This is a genomic window from Microbacterium koreense, from assembly GCF_042677105.1.
In the GTDB taxonomy this organism is placed as follows: domain Bacteria; phylum Actinomycetota; class Actinomycetes; order Actinomycetales; family Microbacteriaceae; genus Microbacterium; species Microbacterium koreense.
In genome coordinates, this window is the sequence record NZ_JBHTIM010000001.1 from 1,578,104 (window position 1) to 1,599,136 (window position 21,033).

At 67.1% G+C, this 21,033-nt stretch carries 26 protein-coding genes; 10 read left to right on the forward strand and 16 right to left on the reverse strand.

Annotated features, from left to right (window positions below; genetic code table 11):
* Positions 1-59 precede the first annotated feature (59 nt).
* From ACFQZV_RS07275 to ACFQZV_RS07305, 7 genes are all read right to left on the reverse strand, one after another.
* Entirely contained in the window at positions 60-257 is a 198-nt protein-coding gene (locus ACFQZV_RS07275; RefSeq protein ID WP_378750230.1) for a hypothetical protein, read from the reverse strand.
* On the reverse strand, positions 254-1,489 hold the full coding sequence (locus ACFQZV_RS07280) for an AAA family ATPase (RefSeq protein ID WP_378750229.1): 1,236 nt from the start codon (positions 1,487-1,489) through the stop codon (positions 254-256). The genes ACFQZV_RS07275 and ACFQZV_RS07280 overlap by 4 nt, the downstream gene beginning before the upstream one ends.
* Complete coding sequence (locus ACFQZV_RS07285) at positions 1,486-2,211, reverse strand: bifunctional DNA primase/polymerase (protein WP_378750227.1); 726 nt, start codon at positions 2,209-2,211, stop codon at positions 1,486-1,488. Before ACFQZV_RS07285 ends, ACFQZV_RS07280 begins: the two co-directional genes overlap by 4 nt.
* On the reverse strand, positions 2,208-2,525 hold the full coding sequence (locus ACFQZV_RS07290; protein ID WP_378750225.1) for a hypothetical protein: 318 nt from the start codon (positions 2,523-2,525) through the stop codon (positions 2,208-2,210). Before ACFQZV_RS07290 ends, ACFQZV_RS07285 begins: the two co-directional genes overlap by 4 nt.
* On the reverse strand, positions 2,522-2,884 hold the full coding sequence (locus tag ACFQZV_RS07295; protein WP_378750224.1) for a hypothetical protein: 363 nt from the start codon (positions 2,882-2,884) through the stop codon (positions 2,522-2,524). Before ACFQZV_RS07295 ends, ACFQZV_RS07290 begins: the two co-directional genes overlap by 4 nt.
* Positions 2,881-3,096 (reverse strand): hypothetical protein, encoded by a 216-nt coding sequence (locus ACFQZV_RS07300; protein ID WP_378750222.1) that lies wholly within the window; start codon positions 3,094-3,096, stop codon positions 2,881-2,883. The genes ACFQZV_RS07295 and ACFQZV_RS07300 overlap by 4 nt, the downstream gene beginning before the upstream one ends.
* Positions 3,097-3,273: 177 nt before the next feature.
* Positions 3,274-3,567: a hypothetical protein gene (locus tag ACFQZV_RS07305; RefSeq protein ID WP_378750220.1), complete on the reverse strand. Its 294-nt coding sequence runs from the start codon at positions 3,565-3,567 to the stop codon at positions 3,274-3,276.
* A gap of 273 nt (positions 3,568-3,840) precedes the next feature.
* Between ACFQZV_RS07305 and ACFQZV_RS07310 the strand changes: the two genes are divergently transcribed.
* Positions 3,841-4,569 (forward strand): hypothetical protein, encoded by a 729-nt coding sequence (locus ACFQZV_RS07310; RefSeq protein WP_378750219.1) that lies wholly within the window; start codon positions 3,841-3,843, stop codon positions 4,567-4,569.
* Here ACFQZV_RS07310 and ACFQZV_RS07315 read toward each other — a convergent pair.
* From ACFQZV_RS07315 to mdlC, 3 genes are all read right to left on the reverse strand, one after another.
* A complete protein-coding gene (locus ACFQZV_RS07315; protein WP_378750217.1) occupies positions 4,566-5,855 on the reverse strand; it encodes a recombinase family protein in 1,290 nt (429 codons plus the stop codon). The two genes, ACFQZV_RS07310 and ACFQZV_RS07315, sit on opposite strands and share 4 nt — an antisense overlap.
* 52 nt (positions 5,856-5,907) lie before the next feature.
* Entirely contained in the window at positions 5,908-6,864 is a 957-nt protein-coding gene (locus tag ACFQZV_RS07320; protein WP_378750215.1) for a class II glutamine amidotransferase, read from the reverse strand.
* 102 nt (positions 6,865-6,966) lie between these two features.
* Positions 6,967-8,622, reverse strand: coding sequence for a benzoylformate decarboxylase (mdlC, locus tag ACFQZV_RS07325; RefSeq protein ID WP_378750213.1), 1,656 nt, complete (start codon positions 8,620-8,622; stop codon positions 6,967-6,969).
* Between the two features lie 162 nt (positions 8,623-8,784).
* On the opposite strand from mdlC, the gene ACFQZV_RS07330 reads away from it, so the two are divergent.
* The 5 genes from ACFQZV_RS07330 (at position 8,785) to ACFQZV_RS07350 (ending at position 12,831) form a co-directional block, all read left to right on the forward strand.
* Positions 8,785-10,056, forward strand: coding sequence for an MFS transporter (locus ACFQZV_RS07330; protein WP_378750211.1), 1,272 nt, complete (start codon positions 8,785-8,787; stop codon positions 10,054-10,056).
* An 88-nt stretch (positions 10,057-10,144) separates the two neighbouring features.
* The gene (locus ACFQZV_RS07335) at positions 10,145-10,915 is read left to right on the forward strand and encodes an EI24 domain-containing protein (RefSeq protein ID WP_378750209.1); all 771 of its coding nucleotides are present in this window, start codon (positions 10,145-10,147) and stop codon (positions 10,913-10,915) included.
* A gap of 9 nt (positions 10,916-10,924) precedes the next feature.
* Positions 10,925-11,578, forward strand: a complete 654-nt coding sequence (locus tag ACFQZV_RS07340; RefSeq protein ID WP_378750207.1) for an alpha/beta fold hydrolase — start codon at positions 10,925-10,927, stop codon at positions 11,576-11,578.
* A 42-nt stretch (positions 11,579-11,620) separates the two neighbouring features.
* A complete protein-coding gene (locus ACFQZV_RS07345; RefSeq protein ID WP_378750205.1) occupies positions 11,621-11,947 on the forward strand; it encodes an ADP-ribosylglycohydrolase family protein in 327 nt (108 codons plus the stop codon).
* The gene (locus ACFQZV_RS07350) at positions 11,944-12,831 is read left to right on the forward strand and encodes an aldo/keto reductase (protein WP_378750203.1); all 888 of its coding nucleotides are present in this window, start codon (positions 11,944-11,946) and stop codon (positions 12,829-12,831) included. Before ACFQZV_RS07345 ends, ACFQZV_RS07350 begins: the two co-directional genes overlap by 4 nt.
* 62 nt (positions 12,832-12,893) lie before the next feature.
* Here the strand turns inward: ACFQZV_RS07350 and ACFQZV_RS07355 are convergent, their stop codons facing one another.
* From ACFQZV_RS07355 to ACFQZV_RS07365, 3 genes are all read right to left on the reverse strand, one after another.
* Positions 12,894-14,090, reverse strand: a complete 1,197-nt coding sequence (locus tag ACFQZV_RS07355) for a saccharopine dehydrogenase family protein (RefSeq protein ID WP_378750201.1) — start codon at positions 14,088-14,090, stop codon at positions 12,894-12,896.
* A complete protein-coding gene (locus ACFQZV_RS07360; RefSeq protein WP_378750199.1) occupies positions 14,087-14,470 on the reverse strand; it encodes a hypothetical protein in 384 nt (127 codons plus the stop codon). The genes ACFQZV_RS07355 and ACFQZV_RS07360 overlap by 4 nt, the downstream gene beginning before the upstream one ends.
* 74 nt (positions 14,471-14,544) lie before the next feature.
* Positions 14,545-15,057: a DUF421 domain-containing protein gene (locus tag ACFQZV_RS07365; protein ID WP_378750197.1), complete on the reverse strand. Its 513-nt coding sequence runs from the start codon at positions 15,055-15,057 to the stop codon at positions 14,545-14,547.
* Positions 15,058-15,240: 183 nt separating this feature from the next.
* Between ACFQZV_RS07365 and ACFQZV_RS07370 the strand changes: the two genes are divergently transcribed.
* The gene (locus tag ACFQZV_RS07370) at positions 15,241-15,735 is read left to right on the forward strand and encodes a hypothetical protein (RefSeq protein WP_378750195.1); all 495 of its coding nucleotides are present in this window, start codon (positions 15,241-15,243) and stop codon (positions 15,733-15,735) included.
* 69 nt (positions 15,736-15,804) lie between these two features.
* Here the strand turns inward: ACFQZV_RS07370 and ACFQZV_RS07375 are convergent, their stop codons facing one another.
* The gene (locus ACFQZV_RS07375; protein WP_378750193.1) at positions 15,805-16,353 is read right to left on the reverse strand and encodes a type 1 glutamine amidotransferase domain-containing protein; all 549 of its coding nucleotides are present in this window, start codon (positions 16,351-16,353) and stop codon (positions 15,805-15,807) included.
* 133 nt (positions 16,354-16,486) lie between these two features.
* On the opposite strand from ACFQZV_RS07375, the gene ACFQZV_RS07380 reads away from it, so the two are divergent.
* Both ACFQZV_RS07380 and ACFQZV_RS07385 read left to right on the forward strand, forming a co-directional pair.
* Positions 16,487-16,615 (forward strand): hypothetical protein, encoded by a 129-nt coding sequence (locus tag ACFQZV_RS07380; RefSeq protein WP_378750192.1) that lies wholly within the window; start codon positions 16,487-16,489, stop codon positions 16,613-16,615.
* A 12-nt stretch (positions 16,616-16,627) separates the two neighbouring features.
* Positions 16,628-17,140, forward strand: coding sequence for a hypothetical protein (locus ACFQZV_RS07385; protein WP_378750190.1), 513 nt, complete (start codon positions 16,628-16,630; stop codon positions 17,138-17,140).
* Positions 17,141-17,169: 29 nt separating this feature from the next.
* Here the strand turns inward: ACFQZV_RS07385 and ACFQZV_RS07390 are convergent, their stop codons facing one another.
* Positions 17,170-18,702, reverse strand: coding sequence for an MDR family MFS transporter (locus ACFQZV_RS07390; RefSeq protein WP_378750188.1), 1,533 nt, complete (start codon positions 18,700-18,702; stop codon positions 17,170-17,172).
* Positions 18,703-18,862: 160 nt separating this feature from the next.
* Positions 18,863-19,078, reverse strand: coding sequence for a hypothetical protein (locus ACFQZV_RS07395; protein WP_378750186.1), 216 nt, complete (start codon positions 19,076-19,078; stop codon positions 18,863-18,865).
* 54 nt (positions 19,079-19,132) lie between these two features.
* Here ACFQZV_RS07395 and ACFQZV_RS07400 point away from each other — a divergent pair, with 54 nt between their 5' ends.
* Positions 19,133-21,019: an ABC transporter ATP-binding protein gene (locus tag ACFQZV_RS07400; RefSeq protein ID WP_378750417.1), complete on the forward strand. Its 1,887-nt coding sequence runs from the start codon at positions 19,133-19,135 to the stop codon at positions 21,017-21,019.
* Positions 21,020-21,033: the final 14 nt, after the last annotated feature.

Here is a 21,033-nt window from a genome sequence, read left to right on the forward strand (position 1 = left end):
GCGTCGGCTCTTCCACCGCTGGTGCTCGGGGTTCGGCCACACAGCCGCAGAGGTCTCAGTCACTTCGTGCCACCCCTCGATGTCAGCCAGGGGCACGTGTCGTCGTGGAAGACGTGCAGGTGCGTGACGCCGTGCTCGTCCACTTGCAGGCGGGTGCTGGAAGCGCAGTCGGGGCACTGATACGCCTTGGCAGCATCAACGGCGCGCGCATCAAGACGTGCAGCCTTGGCCAGTGCTCGGCGCTCGCGGCGGTTCATCGCCGCCTCCTGCGCGTCGTGCGCTTGGTACTGGTTCCCTGAGTTGCCTGAGTTGGGTTGGCCCCCACATCACACACATCAGAGGTACTGACATCTGGGGGGTTACCGGCGCGTGCAGGGTCAACTCGCAACTCAGGCAACTCAGGGGTTACACCCATTGGCGCGTACCTGCCCGCGTCGTCCTTGGAGACGAGTTCGCGCCGATGCAGCCGAGACAGCGCATTGCGGATGCCCTGCTTGGTGGCAGTCGCCTTCGGGTCACGCGAGTAGACCTCGAACGCCACGGCGGGCGTCATCGGGCCGTGCAGGCGCAGCAGGTCCATCAGCTCGGTGCCGAGGTCACCCTGCTTCGCGACCTTCTCCTGGCGGTGGCGCTCCATCGCGTTGCGGCGGGCTTCTTCCAGGGTCCGGCCGTCAAGCGCCCACCCATCGACCCCCAGGAGGATCGCGTACTCGTCGCCTTCCACGTCGCGCAGCTCGCAGATCAGCGTGGCGGCAGGCTCGCGGCGTTCCGGGCGGTTCAGAGCGATGATCCCATCCACGGCGGCAGTCAGGCCGTGCGTGCCCGACGAAGCATCAACGCTGTCGCCCTCCTTGGACTTGCGGTTGTGATGCACGACGATGATCGACGCGCCGGGGTCGTCCGCGCACAGCTTCTGCAGCGGCTGGAGGGTGGTCTTCTCATGCTGAAACTGGGTCATGTCGCGGGGGCGGCTGCCCATCACGCCGGAGAGCGTGTCGAGGATCACCAGCGGCGACCGCCCCTTGTGCCGCTCCAGGAACGTATGCAGCACCGCGAGCGCGGTGTCGGGGTCGGTGTGGTACTCGAACGCATCCGACAAGGCCCGATCACCGAGCAGCGACGCCAGCCGGTTCTGAAGCCGACGCTCGCCCGACTCCAGATCGAGCACCAGCACCGGGCGCTGTCGCACCTTGAGCACGCCCAACGCCTTGCCGCCCTCGGCGCAGGCAATCGCGAGGTCGAGAGTGAGCAGGCTCTTGCCGATCTTCGGCGCGGCGATCAGCAGGTGGCAACCGTCGGGCACCATCCCCGGCACGATCCAGTCGAGCTTCGGGAACGTCCGCTTTAGCAGGTCGCTGCCCTTCTTCGGCGCGGGGTTCGTGATCGCTTCGGCAACGCCGTCGTCAAACGTGGGGTCGGCCTCACTGGTGACCTTGGGTATGGGCCGACGCCTACGGGCAGGCCTGTTCGGGGTCTTGCTGGCGGTCACTTTCGTGATCCCTTCTCTGCGGACTCCACCACGCGGCGGGCCTCGGACGGGGTGAAGCCGATGTCCTCAGCGGCCTCGATCAGTTGTTCGGCGTGGCGTGCGGTGCCGCCCGACTCGTGTACGCGGCGCGCGGCCCAGTGCAGCCCGTTGTGACGGTCGCCCGGCTGCAATGCGCGCACCCAAGTGAGCAGCCCGCCGATGTCGTAGGTGCCGTTCTCACGGCGCTCGCGTTCAGTAGGGGTCTCAAGCACCAGCCGCGCCAACTCGAGCGACATGTGTGCGATCGGTCGGCGGTTCCACCTGTACGGCTGCCCCGTGGTGGGGTGGATGCTCGGCGGCATCACCATGTAGCCGTTCGCCTTGAAGTCGATACCGGCGGGCAGCTTCGTCCCGGTGACGCGCTCCCACGGGCGCACGTAGTACAGGTGCCAGCCGCCCGATCCGGTCTTCGTGGTCAGGGTGCGCGCGAGCGGAACCCCGGCTGCACGCTCCAGAGCACGGCGCGAGCCACCATTACGCCGGTCGATGTCGAACACGACCACGTTCTCGGGCACGGGGGAACCGACGTTCCAGTCGCCGGCTCGCCACCACTCACGAATCTGCCTTGGGCTGGTCGTGGCGTCGTGGTGCCCGTGTTCCGTAATGGGGCGCTTTCCGTCAATCGGGAGCACCGCCCATCCGGCGGCAGCCAGGTCCAGCGCGGCGCGCAGCATGCGGCTCATGACGTCGCCTCCCGCACGATTGCCCCTAGCTCGCGCAGACGGGTCATCACCGAGTTGATCCAGCGCTGCCCCAGCAACGCGTCGAGCGCCACGCTCTCGTCGTAGGTCAAGCCGGGGCGGGCCTCCAACTCGTCATGGATGGCCTTCAGCGTGACCGTCACCGCGAGGCGCACATGAGCTTCGTGGACGGCGGACCAGTCGGCAGGGTTGGCGGGGTACTTGGCGAGGACGGTTGCGAGTCGGCGCACGACCTCGCGCTGGATGCTGCCGTCACCGAGCATCACTCGGATGCGCTTGTCATTGAGAGCGCTCATGGCCGGATCACCGGCCCCGAGACGACCGTGTCGGGCGTCCAGTAATAGAGGCCGTCACAATCATCGGTGCAGTGACCGCGCAGCCCGTGCAGGGTGTCCAGACCCCAGCGCAGCCCTTCTTCGTCCCAGAACGTGCGGACGTCGATCTTGTACGGGCCTTCGCTGCCGCCGGAGACGTGCGCGTAGCCGTATCCGCCGCGCTTGCGCATGCCCAGGAACCGCAGCGGGGTTTCCCGCAGCCACGGCATGAACCATGCCAGCTTCGGACCGTGGCGCAGGTGGCTCGTCGCCTCGGCTTCGGTCAGCGTCTTCTTGCCGGGGTAATCCGCCTCCACGGTCCACGGCTTACGTGCGCTCATCGCTGACCCCCGGTCCGCAGCAGCGCGGTCAGCCGGTGAATCTGCTGATTGTTGAGCGGGGGTGCGACCGCCAGTGCCTTCTCAATGGCAGCGGCGATCTTCGCTTCGGCCAGGTTACGGCGAGCGACGGCCTCGGCCTTGGGGTCCTTGAGGCGGACAGCGACGGCCACGGGGCCAGCCGCCTGATGCGGGGTGAGTAGCTTGGTAGCCACGGGGTCTCCTCATGCGGAATGCGAAGACCCCGCTGAGGGCTCGACCGAGTGGTCTAGGCACCGGGAATGTGTCCGCCTCGTAGGACGGCGCTCACCGGCTGTAATGCCTTGGAATGTGACCCTGACTTATATGCCGCCGATCACCAGCGGTGTGAAGTTGTGAAGCTGCTGCCGATGCTACAGGACAAGCGCGCCGTCGCCTGCCCCCTGCCGGAGCATGGCCTGCAACGTGTCGTGATCGTAGACATGCTGCTGCTCGCAGGTGGGGCAGATGAGCGTCGTGCGCGGTGCTGCCTTTAGCCCAGGAGCTGTGACATACGGGAACCAGTCGCCCTCGGAGCCGTGCTGGTCCACACGGACCCACACGCCCTCATCCTCAGCCCACTGGTAGCGGGCAAGGCGTCGCTTCGGGTGCGCCTGCTGGGCGGTGCCTTTGCAGATGACCTTGACGACGAATGGGACGTTTGGCATGTGGCCAATGCTACGCACCCCCAGGCCGTCGTGAAATCGGGGAAATCAGCGCTAATCGGCGCTTTCTGGGGCAATTCTCCGGTCAGCCGACATATATCTCCCGCCAAGAATTTCTTGCGCCTCGGCGTGTTGACCGACGCCAGCGACTGCCTGCCCGACCGGGGTGCCGGGGCGCTAGGTGGGGTCGGCGGGGTGGTAGTAGGTCGCCCGGGTCGGCGTAGAACTCCGCGCGGCCGACGAGCGCTGTCCGTGCCCTTGGCTATCGTCCTAATCATGACTGAGATGTTGGCTGCTCTCCTGGGTGCGATTGTGGGTGGCGCTCTCTCCGCATGGGTGGGATCGCGACAGACAGCCAAGGTCCTAAAGCACGAGACCGACCTTGCGGCGGGGGAGCGGCGCGAAGCGCAGCGCGCGGACCAGGAGCGTCGGCGAACACTCGCGGCTGACCAGCTGATTGCGGCACTCGCGGACTTCGTGACGGTCAACCGCGACGATGGGGACCGCTCGGCAGCCTTCGTGCGAATCGCTGCAACGGCGGACGTTCACCGGGAACGAAACGGGCGCGCCTCTGCATTGCTGCAAGCGGCGTCCACTCATGCGCATGCTCTTCCCGAAGAACTGCGCGAGCGATGGGATGCACTGACTTGGATGGTCCGCTTCAACCAGTCGAAGCAAGAGGAGCGCACTGAAGACCTGCGACGGCGCGACGCTAGCGATTTGCTGAACTACATCGAGTACGTACGACGGTCCTTGTGCGCAGTTAGCGAGGGCGACCCTGTGCCGCCGCACTTTCCCGCTCCGGACGTGCGCCGAGAAGAGCGCCGCGTCTGGGGTTACAAGCCGGAGGGGAAGGACGAGCCCGACCTCTCCGAGTGGCAGCTCAGCGCTCGCCTGGTCGGCAAGGTGACATTCACGACTGGAGAGGTCCGCTGGTATGGACCGAACGGGCTGGTCGTGGATCTCCCGCAGGAGCCTGCTGAAACGGAAACGCCCGCAGATTAGCCCTTCCAGAGCACCTGCACTGTGTCAGGGTCGAAGCCCCGCTTGCCACGCGGCACGCGCACGAGGTGCACCCCCATTAAGACGTCGATCAGCGCCCGCTGCCGATCCAGGTTCAGCGCTGCCACGCCTGCCCGCTGCTCGTCCTCGGTGAGCATCACGGCTGGACGATCAGCACCTGCCAGCGCCCGGTCAATCTCAGTCAGCCGTGCATTCAGCCGCTCAACGGCATCCCTCACGTCGGCGCGGGTCATTGTGCCGTCAGCCACCAGGCCCGCGAGTGTGGCCTTGCGCTCTGTCAGGGCGGCGTGCTCGTTGTGCAGCGGGTCGGTGTCCAAATCAGGGGTGAGGGCTGCCAGTGCATCCGGTTGCGTCAGGCGCGCCTCCGCCAGCCGTAGCACGAAGTCGTCGATGGGCGCGGCGGTACGATTCATCCGGCATGCGGGGCAGGTGTACCGGCCACCACTGCCAGCCGTGCGCACCGTGGGGTGATCGTCACACTCACCGCAGCGGAACAAGCTGGTGCCCAGATGCTTACGCGCCGTGCTGCCGGTGCGGTTCGTTTTGCGAGCGGGGTCAGCAAGGCGTCGGTTTACGCTGTCGAACAGCTCCTCCGTCACGATGGCCTCCCAGTCGCCCGTGCCTACGACCTCGCCCTTGTACATCCGACGGCCAGCGTAGCGAGGGTTCGTCAGGATCGTACGCACCGTACTCGGTGTCAGGTCGTAGTCGCGGGCCAGCGTGCGCAGTGTCAGGCCAGTGCTGAAGCCGTCGAACAGTGCGCGCACTGTGTCAGCCTCCTTGGGGAGCAGCTTGCCGTCGGTCGTGTAGCCCTTCAATCGCACGCCCTTCGGCACCCCGCCCTTGGCGGCGCGCTGTGCGTTGGCGCGAGACTGGCGCTCGCCTTTGCGGCGTACCTCGAACCGGGCGATGGCTGCCAACATAGACGCGCGGAACTCCCCGTCAGCCGTGGTCAGGTCAATCTCGCCGTCAACCGTGGCCAGCATCAGCCCGTGGTCTATCAGGGTGTTCAGGTCGCGAGTGGAGCGCACCACGCGGTCGAGGTCCACGCCGATCACCACGTCGATGGATTCGGACGCGGCCAGCATGCGCCCCCACGCAGTCTTCGGCCCGCGCGGCTTGCTCGCCGTGACGTCATCATCTATGAACGTCTCCACAACCTGCCAGCCGCGAGCCGTAGCGAGTGCCGTCGTGCGCTCGGTTTGGCGCTCGATTCCCTCATCATCGGACTTGGACTGACGGAGGTACAGAGCGGCGCGCTTGGGCATGTACCCATAATGGCGCACAGTAACGTAACGTGGTGGAGTTCCGCTTCAACAACTAGCGCGCGGAGACGTTCAGTGTGTTGATGGTCCTGGTGATGCGCTCCCCGTCTTTTTCGAGGAAGACGATCTCGCCGAACTCGAGCTGCGACCAGTCGTCAGCCTCGGTCAGGGGTTCGGAGGCGAAGATGACGCCGGTCGCGTCATCTTCGCCGCACTCCTCGAAGTCGTAGGTCGTTGCATCGTGGTCGAAGTTGCGCCCCATCAGCAGGTACATCGGCTCGAGGAGCATCGAGAGCGCGAAGTCGTCGCTGTCGGGGGCTGACTTCCGCAGCTCCTCCCAGTCGCCGGCGGGGCTGGTCTCCCCGTGGTGACCGAGGCCGACGTTGATACCGACGATGCGGTCGGCCGATACGAGGGCCATCTTCAGCTTGGTCAGAGCGCCGAGGTCGAGGTCCTTCATGGCCTGGGCGATCAGTTCGATGAGCTTCTCGATCGCTCGTTGGACGTCTTCGTTGCCGTCACCCTCGAGCAGCGAGAGGAGGAGCACGTAGATGAACTCGGTGTCCGTGTTCCCGCGCATCTGTGCGAGATACCGATCCTCGCAGTGCTGCAGCAGCTCGCGCTGCAGGAGTTGCCAGTTGGGCAGGTAGCCGTTCTGGGCGACGATCCACGGGGTCTCCTCGAAGGAGAACGGGTGGCAGTTCTCGTCGGCCATCACGACCTTCGAGTTGTACGCCGCGGCTCGCACATGCGCCAGCATCGTGCTGGCCTGGAGGCTGGGGATGATCCGGCTGGCGTTGTCGTCGTAGAAGGCCGCCATGGGGCGGCGATAGATGAAGGGTTCTTCGGGCTTCAGCAGGTGCTTGCCCCAGATCCCGAATCCCCATCCGGCCAACTGGAGCTCAGGGTGCCGTTCGGGATCGAGTGCCTGGTTGATCAGGCTGTTCTCTGGCCTGAGGAGAAGGTTCTCCAGCGGTGTCTCAGGACCGAGGTAGGCGAGCACGCGGCACATGGGTCTCCTTCGTTGGGCTGCCGTAACCCTACCCTCGTTGCTCGGAGCCGGTGCTGCGGCCAGCAGTTCGGCGGAGCCTCGGTGGGGTGCCAAGCGCCTCGCTCAGACCAGGGGTGGGACCGTCGGCTGGATCGGAACTGCGATCACGGTGGGTCCTGGGCGTTTCCAGGCTTCGTCGACCGCGGCGCGCACATCGTCTTCCGTCGCGGCGTCGACCCCCGTGCATCCGTAGCCTCGTGCGATGCCGGCCGTGTCGATACCGGCGATGTCGAGGCCGGGCACACCGGGCGTCTGTTCGAGATCTGCGAACGCCTTCAAGATCGCATACTCCGCGTTGCAGGGGACGACGACCACGAGAGGGAGCCGTTCTCTCGCGGCGGTCCACAGCGCCTGCACCGAGTACTGCAACGACCCGTCTCCGATGACAGCGAGCACCGGGCGCGGGGCGTCTCGCTCACGTTCGGCCAGAGCGATACCGACAGCAGCCGGCAAGCTGAACCCGAGACTGCCCGAGGCCATCGTGAAGAACGAGTCCGGTCGCACGACAGGCCACGCTGTGTGCAACTCGGCAAGATTCGAGGGTGACTCCTCGACGAGCACGGTCTGCGGGGGAGACACCTCGCGCAGCACATCGAACAGTCGCTGCGCGGTGAGCGGCGTCGCGTCAGCGGAACTCCCCGACACGGCGGTCGCGGGCGGATGCGGGGCGAGCCGGTGCGGCTGCGCTTCGATGGCGTCGCGCGTCGCCCGGGACGCGGGGACATGGACGAGGTCGATGAGCGCATCGATGGCGAGCACCGCGTCACCGACGGTGCTGTCGCCGACCGGTGCTTTCGCCGTCTCACTCGGGTCGTCAGAGACGTGCAGCAAGGTCAGCCCCGCCGGGAGGTAGTCTCCCGCGACATAGGGGTAGTACCGAAACACCGGTGCGCCGATGACGATCGCGAGGTCGTGCCCATCGAGTTTCTCGCTCAGCGGACCGATGGCGAACGGCAGGCCACCCCGGTAGAGGCGGTGGTCTTCGGGGAACGGAGCGCGCTCGGATGCGGGAGCCGCCCACACGGGGGCCTCGAGCTTCTCGGCGAGGCGCACCGCGTGTTCCCACCCTTCACCCCGAGCGACGGCTGCCCCGAAGATGAATGCCGGGTTCTTCGCTGCCGACAGGCGCGATGCGAACTCCGCCATGCGATCCGGATCGGGTGCATAGCGCGTCGAGGTCGAGCGTGCGATGACCTCGCCGTCGAAGGGCTGATCCCAGTCATCGAGCGGGACGGACAGAAACACCGGCCCCGCGGGTGCCTGCGTGGCCATGGCATACGCGCGCATGAACGCGGCCGGAACATCGTCTGCGCGAACGGGTTCATAGCTCCACTTCACCCACGGCTTCGGCAACTCCGTGGGCTCGACGTTGGTGAGCCAGGGTTCCATCAGCAGCATCTCGCGTGTCTGATTGCCCGCGGTGATGATCAGGGGAGTGCGGTTCATGGACGCGGTCATGATGTTCGACATCGCATTGCTCAGGCCCGCGGCAGTGTGGACGTTCACCAGGGCAGGTCGACGGGTGATCTGGGCATATCCATCCGCCGCACCGACCGCCGAGGCTTCTGCCAACGTGTGCACGTAGCGAAAATCGGCCGGGAACTCCTTCAGGAACGTCTCCTCGGTCGAGCCGGGATTCCCGAACACCGTCGTGATCTGCAGGTCTCGCAAGAGGTCGAACGTCGCGGCTCTCACGGTGCGCACGGGACTGTGGCTCACGTCGATCTCCTTCACGATTACGGAGCGGATGCCCGGTCGCGGCCGGACGGACTTCCACTCTTCCACGAGTGCCTCTGGCGCGGCGTTCATCACACCATCGGGCCTCGCCCCCGCCGGTCGGCGGTTTGCGGGGCTCCCTTCGCCCCACGAAGATGCTGTGCGATGACTTCTCCGCTTCGCCGAGCCACGCGCTGGCTCGCACCCTGGTACTCGGCGTACGCGCTGGCAGGTCTGTTGGTCAACGCCCTCGTTCCGATGCTGATCCCATTGAGCGTCGAGAGCCAGGGCCCCGTTGCCGTCGCCGTCGTGATCTCCGCGTTCTTCGTCGGTCAACTCACCGCCCCTGTCATCGGTTCGTACGCCGACAGGACCGGACGTCAGCGTGTGGTCTTCCTCGCGGCGTTCCCCGCGATGTCGGTCTCGGCGATCGGATTCGGCCTCGCCGACTCCTTGGTGTGGTGGATCGTCGCCGCGCTCGTCGCCGGTGTGTCGGCGGGGGCGGCCCAGACAACAGGCAGTGTCTTCATCGTCGAAGGGCACCCGCCCTCGGAATGGGATGAACGCATCGGCTGGTTCCGGTTGACGTTCGGCCTCGGCCAGGTCGTGGGGCTTGCCATCGGTGCCGTCTTCGCCGACGGCAACGTCGACATGGGCTGGTACGTCGGTGGAGCGGTGATCGCGCTCGGCGTCGTTCTGGGTCGATTCGGCCTGCCTCATCTGAGCGCTCCGAACAACACGGGGCATCACCGGGTGCCCGTCGCCGGCCCGCCGTCGCTCGCACCCGGTGCGAAGTCCTCCGTCGCGGACGATCAGCCGGCTGGGGCATCCCCTCACCCTTCCGGTGGGCTCGCGTCCGAACTGCGCGGCCCGTTCGGGCGGTTCCTGCTCACGTGGCTGCTCGCGATGGTCGCCGTGCAGACGATTCTCAACGTCATGCCGTTGATCATGAAGCATGCCTTCGACGTGCCACCGTCGTCGACCGCGACTTTCTACCTCGTGGGTTCGCTGGCCGGTGCGCTGCTGTATCCGGTTGCCGGTGTGCTCGCCGCGCGATCGACCGCCGCACGGGCGCTGGCGCTGGGGATGGTGATCACCCTCGCAGGATTCCTGCTGATGACGGCCACGTGGCTGTGGCATCTTCCCTCCGAGCACCTCCTCGGACCGGCCGGGCTGGTGCTCGTTGCCGTGGGATACCCCTTCAACTACGTGGGCGCGACAATGCTCGCCGCCGAACTGACGCTCAACGGACAAGGGTCCGCGATGGGGCTGTTCAACAGTGCCGTCGCCGCGGGGGCGATCGTCGGTGCCATCGCACCGTCGTTCCTCGCCGGCGCACTCGGCTACGGAGCCCTCCCGCCACTGGCAGCCGGGATCATGCTGGTGGCCATGCTCGTCCGGCTTCCGCTGTTGCGCAGGCGGCCCCTTCCCGGGTGATCCTCCGCGGGGTGATCGATGCAGCAGGCGACGGCCTGGGGCACTCGGCGAGCCCGCATCATCTCGGAGGGCATCGTAGGCTGACGCCGTGCGGGAGTTCGTGGTGGGTGTCGGGATGCTGGGGCGCGGGTTCGCGCAATGGCGTCGGCATCCAGGGGTCATGGCGTGGGGACTCGTGCCCGCGGCGATCGTCGGGGTGGTGTTCTTCGCCGGTCTCATCACGTTGGCCGCCTTCCTGCCCTCGGTCGCCGAAGCGCTGACGCCCTTCGCGGATGGATGGGCACCGGTGTGGGTGACGATCGCGCGGATCACTGCCGGTACCGCCGTCTTCGGGGCGGCACTCGCACTCGTCGCTGTGTCGTTCACGGCGCTCAGCCTCACGATCGGCGATCCGTTCTACGAACGCGTGTGGCGGGTGGTCGAAGCCGACCATGGCGACACCGAGTTCGATGCCGAGTACGGGTTCTGGCGCGCAGTGCGTGACGGGGCGGGCTTGATCGTCCGGGGCGTGCTGGTGGCTCTGCTCGCAGCGGTGCTCGGGTTCATCCCCGTCGTCGGGTCCGTCGTCGGAGGCACCATCGGCGTGCTCCTGACGGGATGGATCCTCGCAGACGAACTCACCTCACGGGCATTGACCGCGCGCGGGATCGACCGGCGGACCCGCCGCACCATGCGTCGCGCTCGGCGGGGGCGCGTCCTCGGGTTCGGCGTCGCGACTCAGCTGTGCTTCCTCGTGCCCCTCGGCGCGATCGTCACGATGCCCGCTGCCGTCGCCGGGGCGACGTTGCTCGCGCGCTCGCTCCCGGATGCGGGAGTGACCGGCGCAGCAGCGCACGCGTCAGGTCAGCACGATCGATAGGATTCCGGGGTGAGCGAGACGCAGATCTTCGAACCCGATGGCCGCGCGATCCCCTACACGGTGGAAGGCGACGGTCCCGCCCTCGTGCTCATCGCGGGTGCCGGGCTGAATCCGACGTACCTCGGGGGGCTCGCGCATTCGGTCTCTGAGGAGGACTTCCGCGTCGTGCGGGTCGGTTCGCGGCGTGCCACGGATGCCGCAGTCACGATGAACGACCTCGCTCGCGACGTCGTCGATCTGATGGACCACCTCGACATCGCCGATGCGTGGGTCGGCGGGCATGCGTTCGGTGGAACCGTCGCCCGCGTCGTCGCCCTGGACCACCACGATCGTGTGAACGGCGTCCTGCTGCTCGGCGTCGAGGCTCAAGCGCCTGCCGAGCCCGACCTCTCCGGTGTTGCCGCTCGCTTCCTCGACGGCGGAATCGCGGATATGCAGCGCGCGGCATGGGCTGTCCCGGCAACCGTCGCCGCGGACGTCCCCGTGCTTGTCGTGCAGGGAGCGGATGACGACGTCCTGCCGCCCGCCAACGGCGAGGCCCTGCGCGCCTCTGCTCCGGACCTGGTCAGCGTCGTCGACGTCGAACACGCGGCGCATTTCTTTCCGGCCACGCATGTGGTGGCGACGTCGTGGGCGATCGAGGACTACCTCGACTGGGATTGAGCCCCTCCGCTTTGTGTCCGATGCGCGTGCCATCATGGCCGCATGACGACGGATGACTGTCCCATACGGTCTTCGCTGAGCCCGAGCGACTCACAGGTGGACCGCGCCATCGGAGCCGTCGTCGGGATGGCTGCCGGAGATGCGCTCGGCTCGCAGTACGAGTTCGGCCCGGCGCTGGCGGATCACATCGTTCCCGAGTTCGGGGTCGGGGTCTTCGGCCACGAGGCGGGGGAGTGGACCGATGACACGACGATGGCGATGCCGATCCTCGATGCCCTCGCGCAGCGGGCGGGTCTCGCCGCGCGGAACGGCGCTGTCGCGTCGTCGGACTGCGAAGATGGATCGTCACCCACGAGAGGAAAACCATGATCGAGCGCACGCTGGCCGGCCGCCCTGTGTCTGCGATAGGCCTCGGGGCGATGCCGCTGTCGATGAACAACGACAACCAGGTCCCCGGCGCTGACGAGGCCATCGACACGGTGCATGCGGCGCTCGACGCGGGCGTCACCTTCATCGACACGGCAGACTGCTACGCCCCGAGTTGGGACCAGATGGGCCACAACGAGCGCGTCGTCGCCGAGGGCCTTCGCACCTGGAACGGGGATGCCTCGCGGGTGCTGGTTGCGACGAAGGGTGGCATCACCCGCAGCGACGGTGAGGTGTGGGGACGTGACGGGTCCGACGACTATCTTCGGCGCGCGGCCGATCGCTCGCGTGAGAACCTCGGCGTCGAGACGATCGACCTGTACCAGTACCACCGCCCCGACCGCACGCGCCTCTACGGCGACGTGATGGAGTCGTTCGCGCGCCTTCACGACGACGGTGTGATCGCCGCCGTCGGCATCTCCAACGCCAGCGTCGAAGAGATCGCGCTCGCTCAGAGCGTCCTCGGCGACCGACTCGTGAGCGTGCAGAACGAATTCTCTCCGCGCCACCCGGGGAGCGTCGACGAACTCCGATACTGCGGCGCCCACGGCATCGCGTTCCTGCCCTGGAGCCCCCTCGGTGGAACCGGTGGAGGAGCCCGACAGGTCGGCGACCGGTACCCCGTGTTCGGCGAGCTCGCCGAGCGACACGGCGTCAGCCCGCAGCGCGTCGTCCTCGCGTGGGAGTTGGCACTCGACCCCCACGTGATCCCCATTCCCGGGGCGCGACGGGCGGCATCGATCATCGATTCGGCGCGGGCCCCCGAGCTCGACCTCTCGCCGGAAGAGGTCGTCCGACTTTCCGAATCCGTCGGCATCTTCGACTGACCTTCACGCCGCCGTATCGACGTGCCGTCGGCTCAGCGCGTCGATGCCGTCGCGAGTGTCGATCAGGCGAGGGGCGAAACATCGATCGTGAAGCCGTTTGTGCGCAAGCGTGACGCGAGGTGCTCACCCATCGCGACCATCGGCGTCAGGACGCCCGACCGGGCCGGCAGATCGTCAGAGGCGAGGCTCAGTGCGGCTTCGGCGAGCATGATGCCCGTACCGGAATACCCCGGGTCATAGGGGGCCGCCACGCGGGCGCGCACGGGCTCTCCCTCGACCGGGTAGACGTCGATCTCCACTGCAAAGCGTCCGTTCGCGATAGCTCGTTGGTCGGGCCCGTCGCCCGGGGAAGGCAACACACGATCGAGCAGAGCCCTCGTCGGCGGCAAGGACAGTGCTCCGACCAGTGCTCCGGTTCCCAGAGTGACCGCGGCCGCGCGTATCGCGCCGGCCGGTCCGCGCCCCGTCGACACCACCTCGCGGTAGCGCAACAGCTGGCCGTAACTCCATCCGCTCAATGCATTCGAGCGCTGCACGATCTGCTGGTTGTAGAGCCCCATGACGAAGGGCGCCTGCCACCGTCCCTGTTCCTTGCCCCACCCACTGCCCGCGCGCCAGGGCAGTCGCACAGTCGGCCCGGGCGTCAGCGCGTAGGGATCGCTGACGATGCGTCGTGCGGCGGCATCCGATCCCGCCTCGATCATCTGTTGTCTCAGTGAGTCGATCGTGCCTCCGCTGACGCCGCCGCGCAGCGAGCGGACGCGCAACGTCGCGGCGACCAGGGGGACCCCGCCGGCGGCGGCATGCGCCAAGCCGAGGCCGAGGTCGGACGGGATGGAATCGAAACCGCACGAGTGCACGAGACGCGCCCCGGTGTCGGCGGCTGCGGCGTGGTTGCCGGCGATGCTCCGCGCGACGAAAACGCTCTCACCTGACAGGTCGGTGTAGGAGGTTCCTGCGCGCGCACAGGCCTCGGCGACCGCCACGCCGTACCGCAGGTAGGGCCCGACCGTCGTGGCGATGACCGACGCGGATTCTGCCAACCGCGTCACCGCGACGTCGTCGGACGTGTCGACCTCGATGAGCTCCCAGTCGATACCGAGCTCCTCAGCCAGCCGTCGCAGTCGCTCGGTGGAACGCCCCGCGAGCGCGATGCGCATTCCCCGCGGAGCCGACCGTGCCAGGTGACTGGCCGTGAACCTGCCGACGAACCCGGTTGCACCCAGCAGGACGATGTCATGGTCGCGGGAGTTGCTCACGAGGGCCCCGAGAGCGTGCTCAGCGTTTCGACGAGGTAGATGCCGATCGCGACCAGGAGCGCACCGACAGCGAGACCGCCCATGAGCCAGGCGAGTATGCGGTTGGTCCGCACACCGCGACCCCCCTTGCGCGCGACGACGAACATGGCGATCCACATCCCCATGACGAACACGATCCCGACGAGCGGAAGCACCGGTTGTAGCTGGAAGGCAAGGCAGAACAGCACGATCGTGACGACGGCGAGCACCGCAGAGGGAATGAGCCAGCGGCGGGTCGAGCCGGCTTGCAAGGCCGACTGGTTGCGTAGGTCTGTCGGATCGGGCGGCTGTTCATCCGGCAGTCGGGCGGGGCCGTGGGGGTCGTGGCGTGAATCGTTCATTCCTGCGCTCCTCTCTTGCCATCTCCACTGTGCAGCGTCGTCTCCGCTCGCACACGGGGCTTGACAGCCCGCGCTCACTCGTGAGGGAGGAGTCCTTCGAGGCTCGATCCATCGCCGATGGCTCCTGCGGCGATGACGCTGATCCTGCCGTTGCTCTCGAGGATGACCGCACCGACGTCTGCGAGATCGCCGTGCCCACCCTGCCGGATCGCCTGCAGCACATCACCGCGCGAGACTCGATGAGCACGCATCGCCGATGCATCCAGTCGCCCTTCCCAGACCAGCAGTGTGGGTTGTGCGGTGATCGCCCGGCGGAGAGGGCGCGAGAACGTCACTGCCAAGGCGATGAGTACCTGCAACCCCAGCAGCAGCGCCAGGGCGACGGCGCCCTCGACGAACGAGACGTCGGAGGTCAGCAGGATCGTCGCGAGGGTGGAACCGAGGGCCACCGTGACCACCAGATCGAACGCGTTGAACTGGGCGAGCGTGCGCTTGCCCGAGATCCTGATCAGGACGAGCAGAGACAGGTAGGCGGCGACCCCCACGAGCAGCACGCGGAGCACGTCGGACCAGGTGTCGAACCACATGCCCGCAACGATAGACCGTGGCCGTGCAACCGCCCATGGGCTTGCGGCGGGATCGCGATGTGGTGTGGTGATCCGTGATGGCTTCGGGAAGGCGTATGCTCAGATGCGGTTTGCCGCCCGATGCGGGCAGATCGAGCAGGAAAGACGCGATCCGGTCGGTGATCGAGGAGGAACATACCGCCGATGTCATCCGACATTCTCGTGCGGGGCGACCATCTGCCCGCACTCACGGAACTCACCGTCGATCAAGCCGAGGCCACGGCTGCACCACGCGCCCTCGTCTGGGGGATCGACCTCGGCGAGTGTGCCACTCGCACCGCGGTCAAACGTCACTTGCGGCAGGCGTTCGCCGACGTCAGCGGCATCGCGCGTGCGGACGATCGACTGGTGCACCTCTTCATCCCCTACACACACCGCGGGGCGATGCCCCCGGGCAGTTGCCTGCCCAACGCCGCGCGTCTTGCGATGAAACTTCACGTCGCGCTTGAGCGTGAGTTGGGACGTGACGTCGACGTCGTCGCGATCGACATCACCGGATGCGAGAACGGGGAGCTCCTGCGTGAGCGCATCGGCGCCGCCGTGAGCGCCCCGGTCGCACAGCGCAGCGATCTGGCCCTGTCCTGGCCGGAGCTGACCGCCCAGTCGATTCGCTCGATCGCGATGCAACATCACCTCTGACCACACTCGCGCTCACCCCTGTTGCAGGAGCGGCGGGCGGAGCGCTCGGATCGCCCCGCCCGCACCGGCTCACGTGGTCTGGCCCGCGTGGGCTCCTTCCGCGACCTCCTCGATCAGCTTTGCGTTGAACGCCGGAAGGTCGGCCGGAGTGCGACTCGTGACCAGTCCCTGGTCGACGACCACTTCTTCATCCACCCATGTCGCACCTGCGTTTCGGAGGTCGGTTTTCAGGCTCGGGTAACTCGTCACCGTTCGGCCTTGCAGCACGTCGGCGTCAGTGAGGATCCACCCGCCGTGGCAGATGACTGCCACGGGCTTGTGATGAGCGAAGAAGTCGCGCGTGAAAGCGACGGCAGCCTCATCCAGACGAAGGTGGTCGGCGTTGACGACACCGCCCGGAAGGACGAGTGCGTCGAAGTCGTCGGCAACGGCCCCGCTTGAGGCGAGATCGACCGCCTGGACGTGACCGTTCTTTCCCTCCACCTGGCCCTCGGCCGGTGAGACGAGCGTGGCGGATGCGCCGCTTTGGACGACCGCAGTCCACGGCGACGTCAGTTCGCTGTCTTCGAATCCGTCAGTGAGAAGGAAAGCGATCTTCTTGCCTGTCAGGTCACCCATGAAGTCCTCCTTCGGTTGTGGGGGTACGGCCACGGTACGGCCGCGCGGAGACGGCAGAGAGGGGGTTGCACCCATACGGGAAGTGCTCTACAAAGGCGTCCCGGTGGCAGATGACGCGGGTAGCATGGAGCGTATGACGACTTCATCCTCGGTTCCGACTTCCGGTTCGACCTCGCTGCAGCCTGTGCCGGACGACATGAACCTGCTCGCGACGTCCGAGTCGACCGGTTCGTGCTGCGGTGGCAGCTGCTCGACTGACTGACAGCGATCAGTCATGGCGTCCGAGACCGGTCTGAGTCCGGGTCCCGCGGTCGCCCGAGTCCTCCAGTCTGAGGAGGCCGTCTACGGCCTCATCCTCGTATCGGGGATGATCGTCGTCAGCAACAGCCTCGTCGGCACTTCATTCAACGCGTTGGTGACAGTGGCCGTCACCGTCCTCGTGTTCTTCGCGGCCCACGTCTACGCGGGTACCCTTGCGCGTCTCGCAGCGACGGACGGCGCGGCAGGACTCTGGTCCTCGTTACGGGGAGCAGCGAGGCATTCCCGAGGGATGCTGGTCGCGGCGGTTCCACCGCTGGTCATCCTGCTGCTGGGCACGACGCGTGTGATCGACGACGATCTCGCGATCTGGTCGGCGCTCATCATCGACACTGTGCTGCTCGCGATCCTCGGTTGGTTCGCGGTCGCGCGGTGGACGAAGCGCCTGTGGCCGCGCTTCGTCAGCGCGCTCATCACGGCAGGGTTCGGGCTGATCCTGGTCGCGCTCAAGGCGTTCACCCACCACTAGGGCGCCGAGGGCCTGTCGCCACGCGGAGGTCAGTGTGCGGTGCCTGCCGGCCCCCCGACCACGTCGGCGGGCTTGCGGATCAGCGTGGCGCCGACCACGAGCGGCATCGCGATGATCGCGGCGACGGTGAACGCCAGGTGCGCGCCGGCGGCACCCGCGACCTGCTCGGGGACGCCGTCGGCGATCGCCGATGCGGTGCCCGTCGACATGAGCGTGATCAAGAGTGCGACCCCGGCGGCGCCGGCGACCTGCTGTACGGTACCGAGGATCGCCGATCCATACGAGTAGAAGCGCGGCTCGAGTGAGCCGAGCGAAGCGGTGAAGAGCGGCGTGAACGACAGCGCGAGACCGATGGACAGCGCGGTCTGGGCGATCGCGATCACCCACACCGGGGTGGTGTCGCTCAAAGTGAGCGCGAAGAACCACAACAGGGTGACGATGATGAGCGAGCCGGGGATCAGCAGGACGCGGGTTCCCCAGCGGTCATAGATGCGACCGATCAAGGGGCCTGCCAAACCCATCGCCAGTGCGCCGGGCAAGACGACGAGACCGGTTTCGAGGGCGGAGACTCCGAGAACACGCTGCATGTAGAGCGGGAGGAGCGTGATGACCCCGAAGAACGCGAGCGACATCACGCCGATCTGGGCGATCGACAGCGAGAAGTTCAGCGAGCGGAACGCGCGCAGGTCGAGCAGTGCGACGTCGCGCCGCTGGAGGGCAAGCTGGCGCCAGATGAAGAGGGCCAGGGCGACCGCGCCGATCGACAGCGACACCACGAGCGAGATGGTCGAGGTCATTCCCGCTGCCGCGGCATCCGCCGACGACACCTCGGCGCCTCCCTCACCACCACCGATCTGGCTCAGTCCGTAGACCAACCCGCCGAACCCGAAGGCCGAGAGGATGACCGACAGCACATCGATCGGTGCGTGGGTGTTCTCGCCGAGGTTCGTGATCCATCGCGCGCCCACGGTGAGGGCGACGACGGCGATCGGCAGGATGATGCCGAAGATCCAGCGCCAGCCGAGCGAGTCGAGGATGAGCCCTGACATCGTGGGTCCGATGGCCGGCGCGAGCGCCATGACGATGGACACGCGGCCCATCATCCGCCCACGGGACTGTGGCGGCACGATCGTCATGAGAGTCGTCATGAGCAGCGGCATCATGATCGCGGTTCCCGATGCCTGGACGACGCGTGCCACGACGAGCAGAGGGAACCCTGGGGACAGGAAAGCGATGAGCGTCCCGAGGGTGAACAACGACATCGCCGCGATGAACATCGACCGGGTCGTGAAACGCCGGATGAGGAAGCCGGTGATCGGGATGACCACCGCCATCGTGAGCATGAATGCCGTCGTGAGCCACTGCGCGGCGACCGCGGTGATGCCGAGATCGTCGATGAGATGCGGGATCGCCACGCCCATCGTCGTCTCGTTGAGGATCGCGACGAAGGCGGCGGAGAGCAGCAGCCAGATGACGCGGGTCTCTGCGGGACCCAGCACTGCCGGCGGTGTCGACGGCATGACCGGTGTGCTGTTCGTATCGGCACGGAGGTCGGCGGCCATGCGGTCTCCTCGAGGCTCGGTCAAGTGGCGGATGAGCCACCCGAGGATGGCAAGCTCTCAGGGTAACCGGGGGAGGGGACATCTCATTCCCGATCCGTGTCGGGCCGGGATTCGATGTGGTTCGGCGGGACCCCGTGAGCGGGCGGGGTACCGCGCCGCGTCACTCCTGCTCGAGGGATTCCTCGTCGACCGAGCGGTCCCACTTTTCACTGCCGATGGCGTCGGTGGCGTGCGGGGTGGGTTCGTTCTGCTCAACGGAGGTCGGGAGCGGGTTGACGATCTCCTCCTCGGGGATGGCCTTCAACTCATCGATCTCCTCGCGCAGTTCGGCGAGGTCGGATCCGTCGTGTGCGGGGTGCTCGGGCGTCGAAGTCATGGGTTCAGCCTAGCCCCCGTGTCCGCCGGGCTGAGTAGGCTGACGGGCGTGAGTATGGGTGGACGCGGCGGGCGGTTCCGCGGCGTCGACGCCGATGCGCAGCGCAGGCTCAACGCCGAAGCGCCGCGCATCCCGCATCTCGGTCGCCGCGTGATCGCGCTCTTCCGCCCGTACACGGGACGGATGGTCATCACGGCACTGCTGGTGGTCGTCGGAGCGGGCGTCGGGGTGATCCCGCCGCTCATCGTCCAGCGGGTCTTCGACGATGCGCTGTTTCCCGTCGCCGGGGGCCCACCCGACATCGCCTTGTTGTGGCGCCTCGTTCTGGCGATGATCGCGCTGTTCCTGCTATCGGCGGTGCTCGGTGTCGCTCAGACCTGGTTCACCTCCACCGTCGGCAACCGTGTCACCGGCGACTTGCGCGTGCGCCTGTTCGACCATCTCCAGTCGATGGAGCTCGGGTTCTTCACGCGCACCAAGACAGGCGTCATCCAGTCGCGGCTTCAGAACGACGTCGGAGGCGTCGCCGACGTGCTGACGAACACGGTCACCAGCATCCTTGGCAACGCCGTCACCGTCATCGCGTCGCTCGTCGCAATGATCATCATCGACTGGCGGCTCACCCTCATCGCCGTGGTGATCATGCCGTTCCTCGTGATCGTGCAGCGGCGCGTCGGCCAGGTGCGGGCGCGCATCGCCGGTGAGACGCAGGAGTCGTTGTCGGAGTTGACGGCCATCACGCAAGAGACGCTGAGCGTGTCGGGCATCCTGCTGTCGAAGTCGTTCAACCGCCAACGCACCGAGTCGGCTCGCTACGCCGACGAGAACGGCAACCAGGTGCGACTCCAGGTGCGGCGCGCGATGAGCGGCCAGGGGTTCTTCGCCGTCGTGCAGGTGCTGATGGCCAGCGTGCCGGCAGTCATCTACCTCGTATCTGGCCTCTTCATCACCGGCGGTGTCGACACGATCACCGCCGGCACGATCGTCGCGTTCACCACCGTGCAGGCCCGACTTCTCATGCCGCTCATGGGCCTCATGCGGGTCGCGCTCGACCTGCAGACGTCGGGCGCCCTTTTCGCCCGCATCTTCGAGTACCTCGACCTGACCCCCGCGATCAGCGACCGTGAGGGGGCGGTCCCGGTGGACCGCGCTCCTGGCCCGGTGGGCAGGATCGAGTTCCGCGATGTGGTCTTCCGCTATCCCGATGCCGCGGATTCGGCGCGCCCCACCCTGCGCGGAGTCTCGTTCGTCGCCGAGCCCGGTCAGCACGTCGCCTTCGTCGGGCCGTCGGGGGCGGGAAAGACCACCGTCCTGTATCTGACTCCGCGGATGTACGAGGTGTCGGAGGGCGCCGTGGTGTTCGCCGGAGCCGACGTGCGTGATCTCACGCAGGAGTCGATCATCGACGAGGTCGGGATCGTGTCGCAGGAGACATATCTTTTCCACGCGACGATCCGCGAGAACCTGCGGTATGCGAAACCGGATGCCACGGAGGAGGAGATCGTCGCCGCGTGTCGGTCCGCGAACATCCATCACGTGATCGAGAGCTTCGAACACGGTTACGACACCGTCGTCGGGGAGCGCGGCTACCGACTCTCGGGCGGCGAAAAGCAACGGATCGCGATCGCGCGCGTGCTCTTGAAGGACCCTCCGGTGTTGCTTCTGGACGAGGCGACCTCGGCACTGGACACGGTGTCGGAACGTGTCGTGCAAGAGGCGTTGGATGCCGCGGCCCGCGGCCGCACGACGTTGTCGATCGCCCATCGCCTCTCGACGGTGATCTCCGCCGACGTCATCCACGTCGTCGAGGCCGGGCGCATCGTCGAGTCGGGCACGCACATGTCGCTGTTGGCCGCGGGCGGCCTCTACGCCGAGCTCGCCGTGGAGCAACTGGCGGCATCCCGCATTCTCGAAGCCGAGCAGGCCGCCGAAGCCGAGTAGGCCCGCCGGCCGAC

Excerpts from the sequence above, each read along its gene's own strand:
- ACFQZV_RS07275 (WP_378750230.1), bottom strand. The coding sequence starts at position 257 with ATGAACCGCCGCGAGCGCCGAGCACTGGCCAAGGCTGCACGTCTTGAT.
- ACFQZV_RS07285 (WP_378750227.1), bottom strand. The coding sequence starts at position 2,211 with ATGAGCCGCATGCTGCGCGCCGCGCTGGACCTGGCTGCCGCCGGATGG.
- ACFQZV_RS07290 (WP_378750225.1), bottom strand. The coding sequence starts at position 2,525 with ATGAGCGCTCTCAATGACAAGCGCATCCGAGTGATGCTCGGTGACGGC.
- ACFQZV_RS07295 (WP_378750224.1), bottom strand. The coding sequence starts at position 2,884 with ATGAGCGCACGTAAGCCGTGGACCGTGGAGGCGGATTACCCCGGCAAG.
- ACFQZV_RS07305 (WP_378750220.1), bottom strand. The coding sequence starts at position 3,567 with ATGCCAAACGTCCCATTCGTCGTCAAGGTCATCTGCAAAGGCACCGCC.
- ACFQZV_RS07310 (WP_378750219.1), top strand. The coding sequence starts at position 3,841 with ATGACTGAGATGTTGGCTGCTCTCCTGGGTGCGATTGTGGGTGGCGCT.
- ACFQZV_RS07315 (WP_378750217.1), bottom strand. The coding sequence starts at position 5,855 with ATGCCCAAGCGCGCCGCTCTGTACCTCCGTCAGTCCAAGTCCGATGAT.
- ACFQZV_RS07320 (WP_378750215.1), bottom strand. The coding sequence starts at position 6,864 with ATGTGCCGCGTGCTCGCCTACCTCGGTCCTGAGACACCGCTGGAGAAC.
- ACFQZV_RS07330 (WP_378750211.1), top strand. The coding sequence starts at position 8,785 with ATGACTTCTCCGCTTCGCCGAGCCACGCGCTGGCTCGCACCCTGGTAC.
- ACFQZV_RS07345 (WP_378750205.1), top strand. The coding sequence starts at position 11,621 with ATGACGACGGATGACTGTCCCATACGGTCTTCGCTGAGCCCGAGCGAC.
- ACFQZV_RS07350 (WP_378750203.1), top strand. The coding sequence starts at position 11,944 with ATGATCGAGCGCACGCTGGCCGGCCGCCCTGTGTCTGCGATAGGCCTC.
- ACFQZV_RS07360 (WP_378750199.1), bottom strand. The coding sequence starts at position 14,470 with ATGAACGATTCACGCCACGACCCCCACGGCCCCGCCCGACTGCCGGAT.
- ACFQZV_RS07365 (WP_378750197.1), bottom strand. The coding sequence starts at position 15,057 with ATGTGGTTCGACACCTGGTCCGACGTGCTCCGCGTGCTGCTCGTGGGG.
- ACFQZV_RS07370 (WP_378750195.1), top strand. The coding sequence starts at position 15,241 with ATGTCATCCGACATTCTCGTGCGGGGCGACCATCTGCCCGCACTCACG.
- ACFQZV_RS07375 (WP_378750193.1), bottom strand. The coding sequence starts at position 16,353 with ATGGGTGACCTGACAGGCAAGAAGATCGCTTTCCTTCTCACTGACGGA.
- ACFQZV_RS07380 (WP_378750192.1), top strand. The coding sequence starts at position 16,487 with ATGACGACTTCATCCTCGGTTCCGACTTCCGGTTCGACCTCGCTGCAG.
- ACFQZV_RS07385 (WP_378750190.1), top strand. The coding sequence starts at position 16,628 with ATGGCGTCCGAGACCGGTCTGAGTCCGGGTCCCGCGGTCGCCCGAGTC.
- ACFQZV_RS07390 (WP_378750188.1), bottom strand. The coding sequence starts at position 18,702 with ATGGCCGCCGACCTCCGTGCCGATACGAACAGCACACCGGTCATGCCG.
- ACFQZV_RS07395 (WP_378750186.1), bottom strand. The coding sequence starts at position 19,078 with ATGACTTCGACGCCCGAGCACCCCGCACACGACGGATCCGACCTCGCC.
- ACFQZV_RS07400 (WP_378750417.1), top strand. The coding sequence starts at position 19,133 with ATGGGTGGACGCGGCGGGCGGTTCCGCGGCGTCGACGCCGATGCGCAG.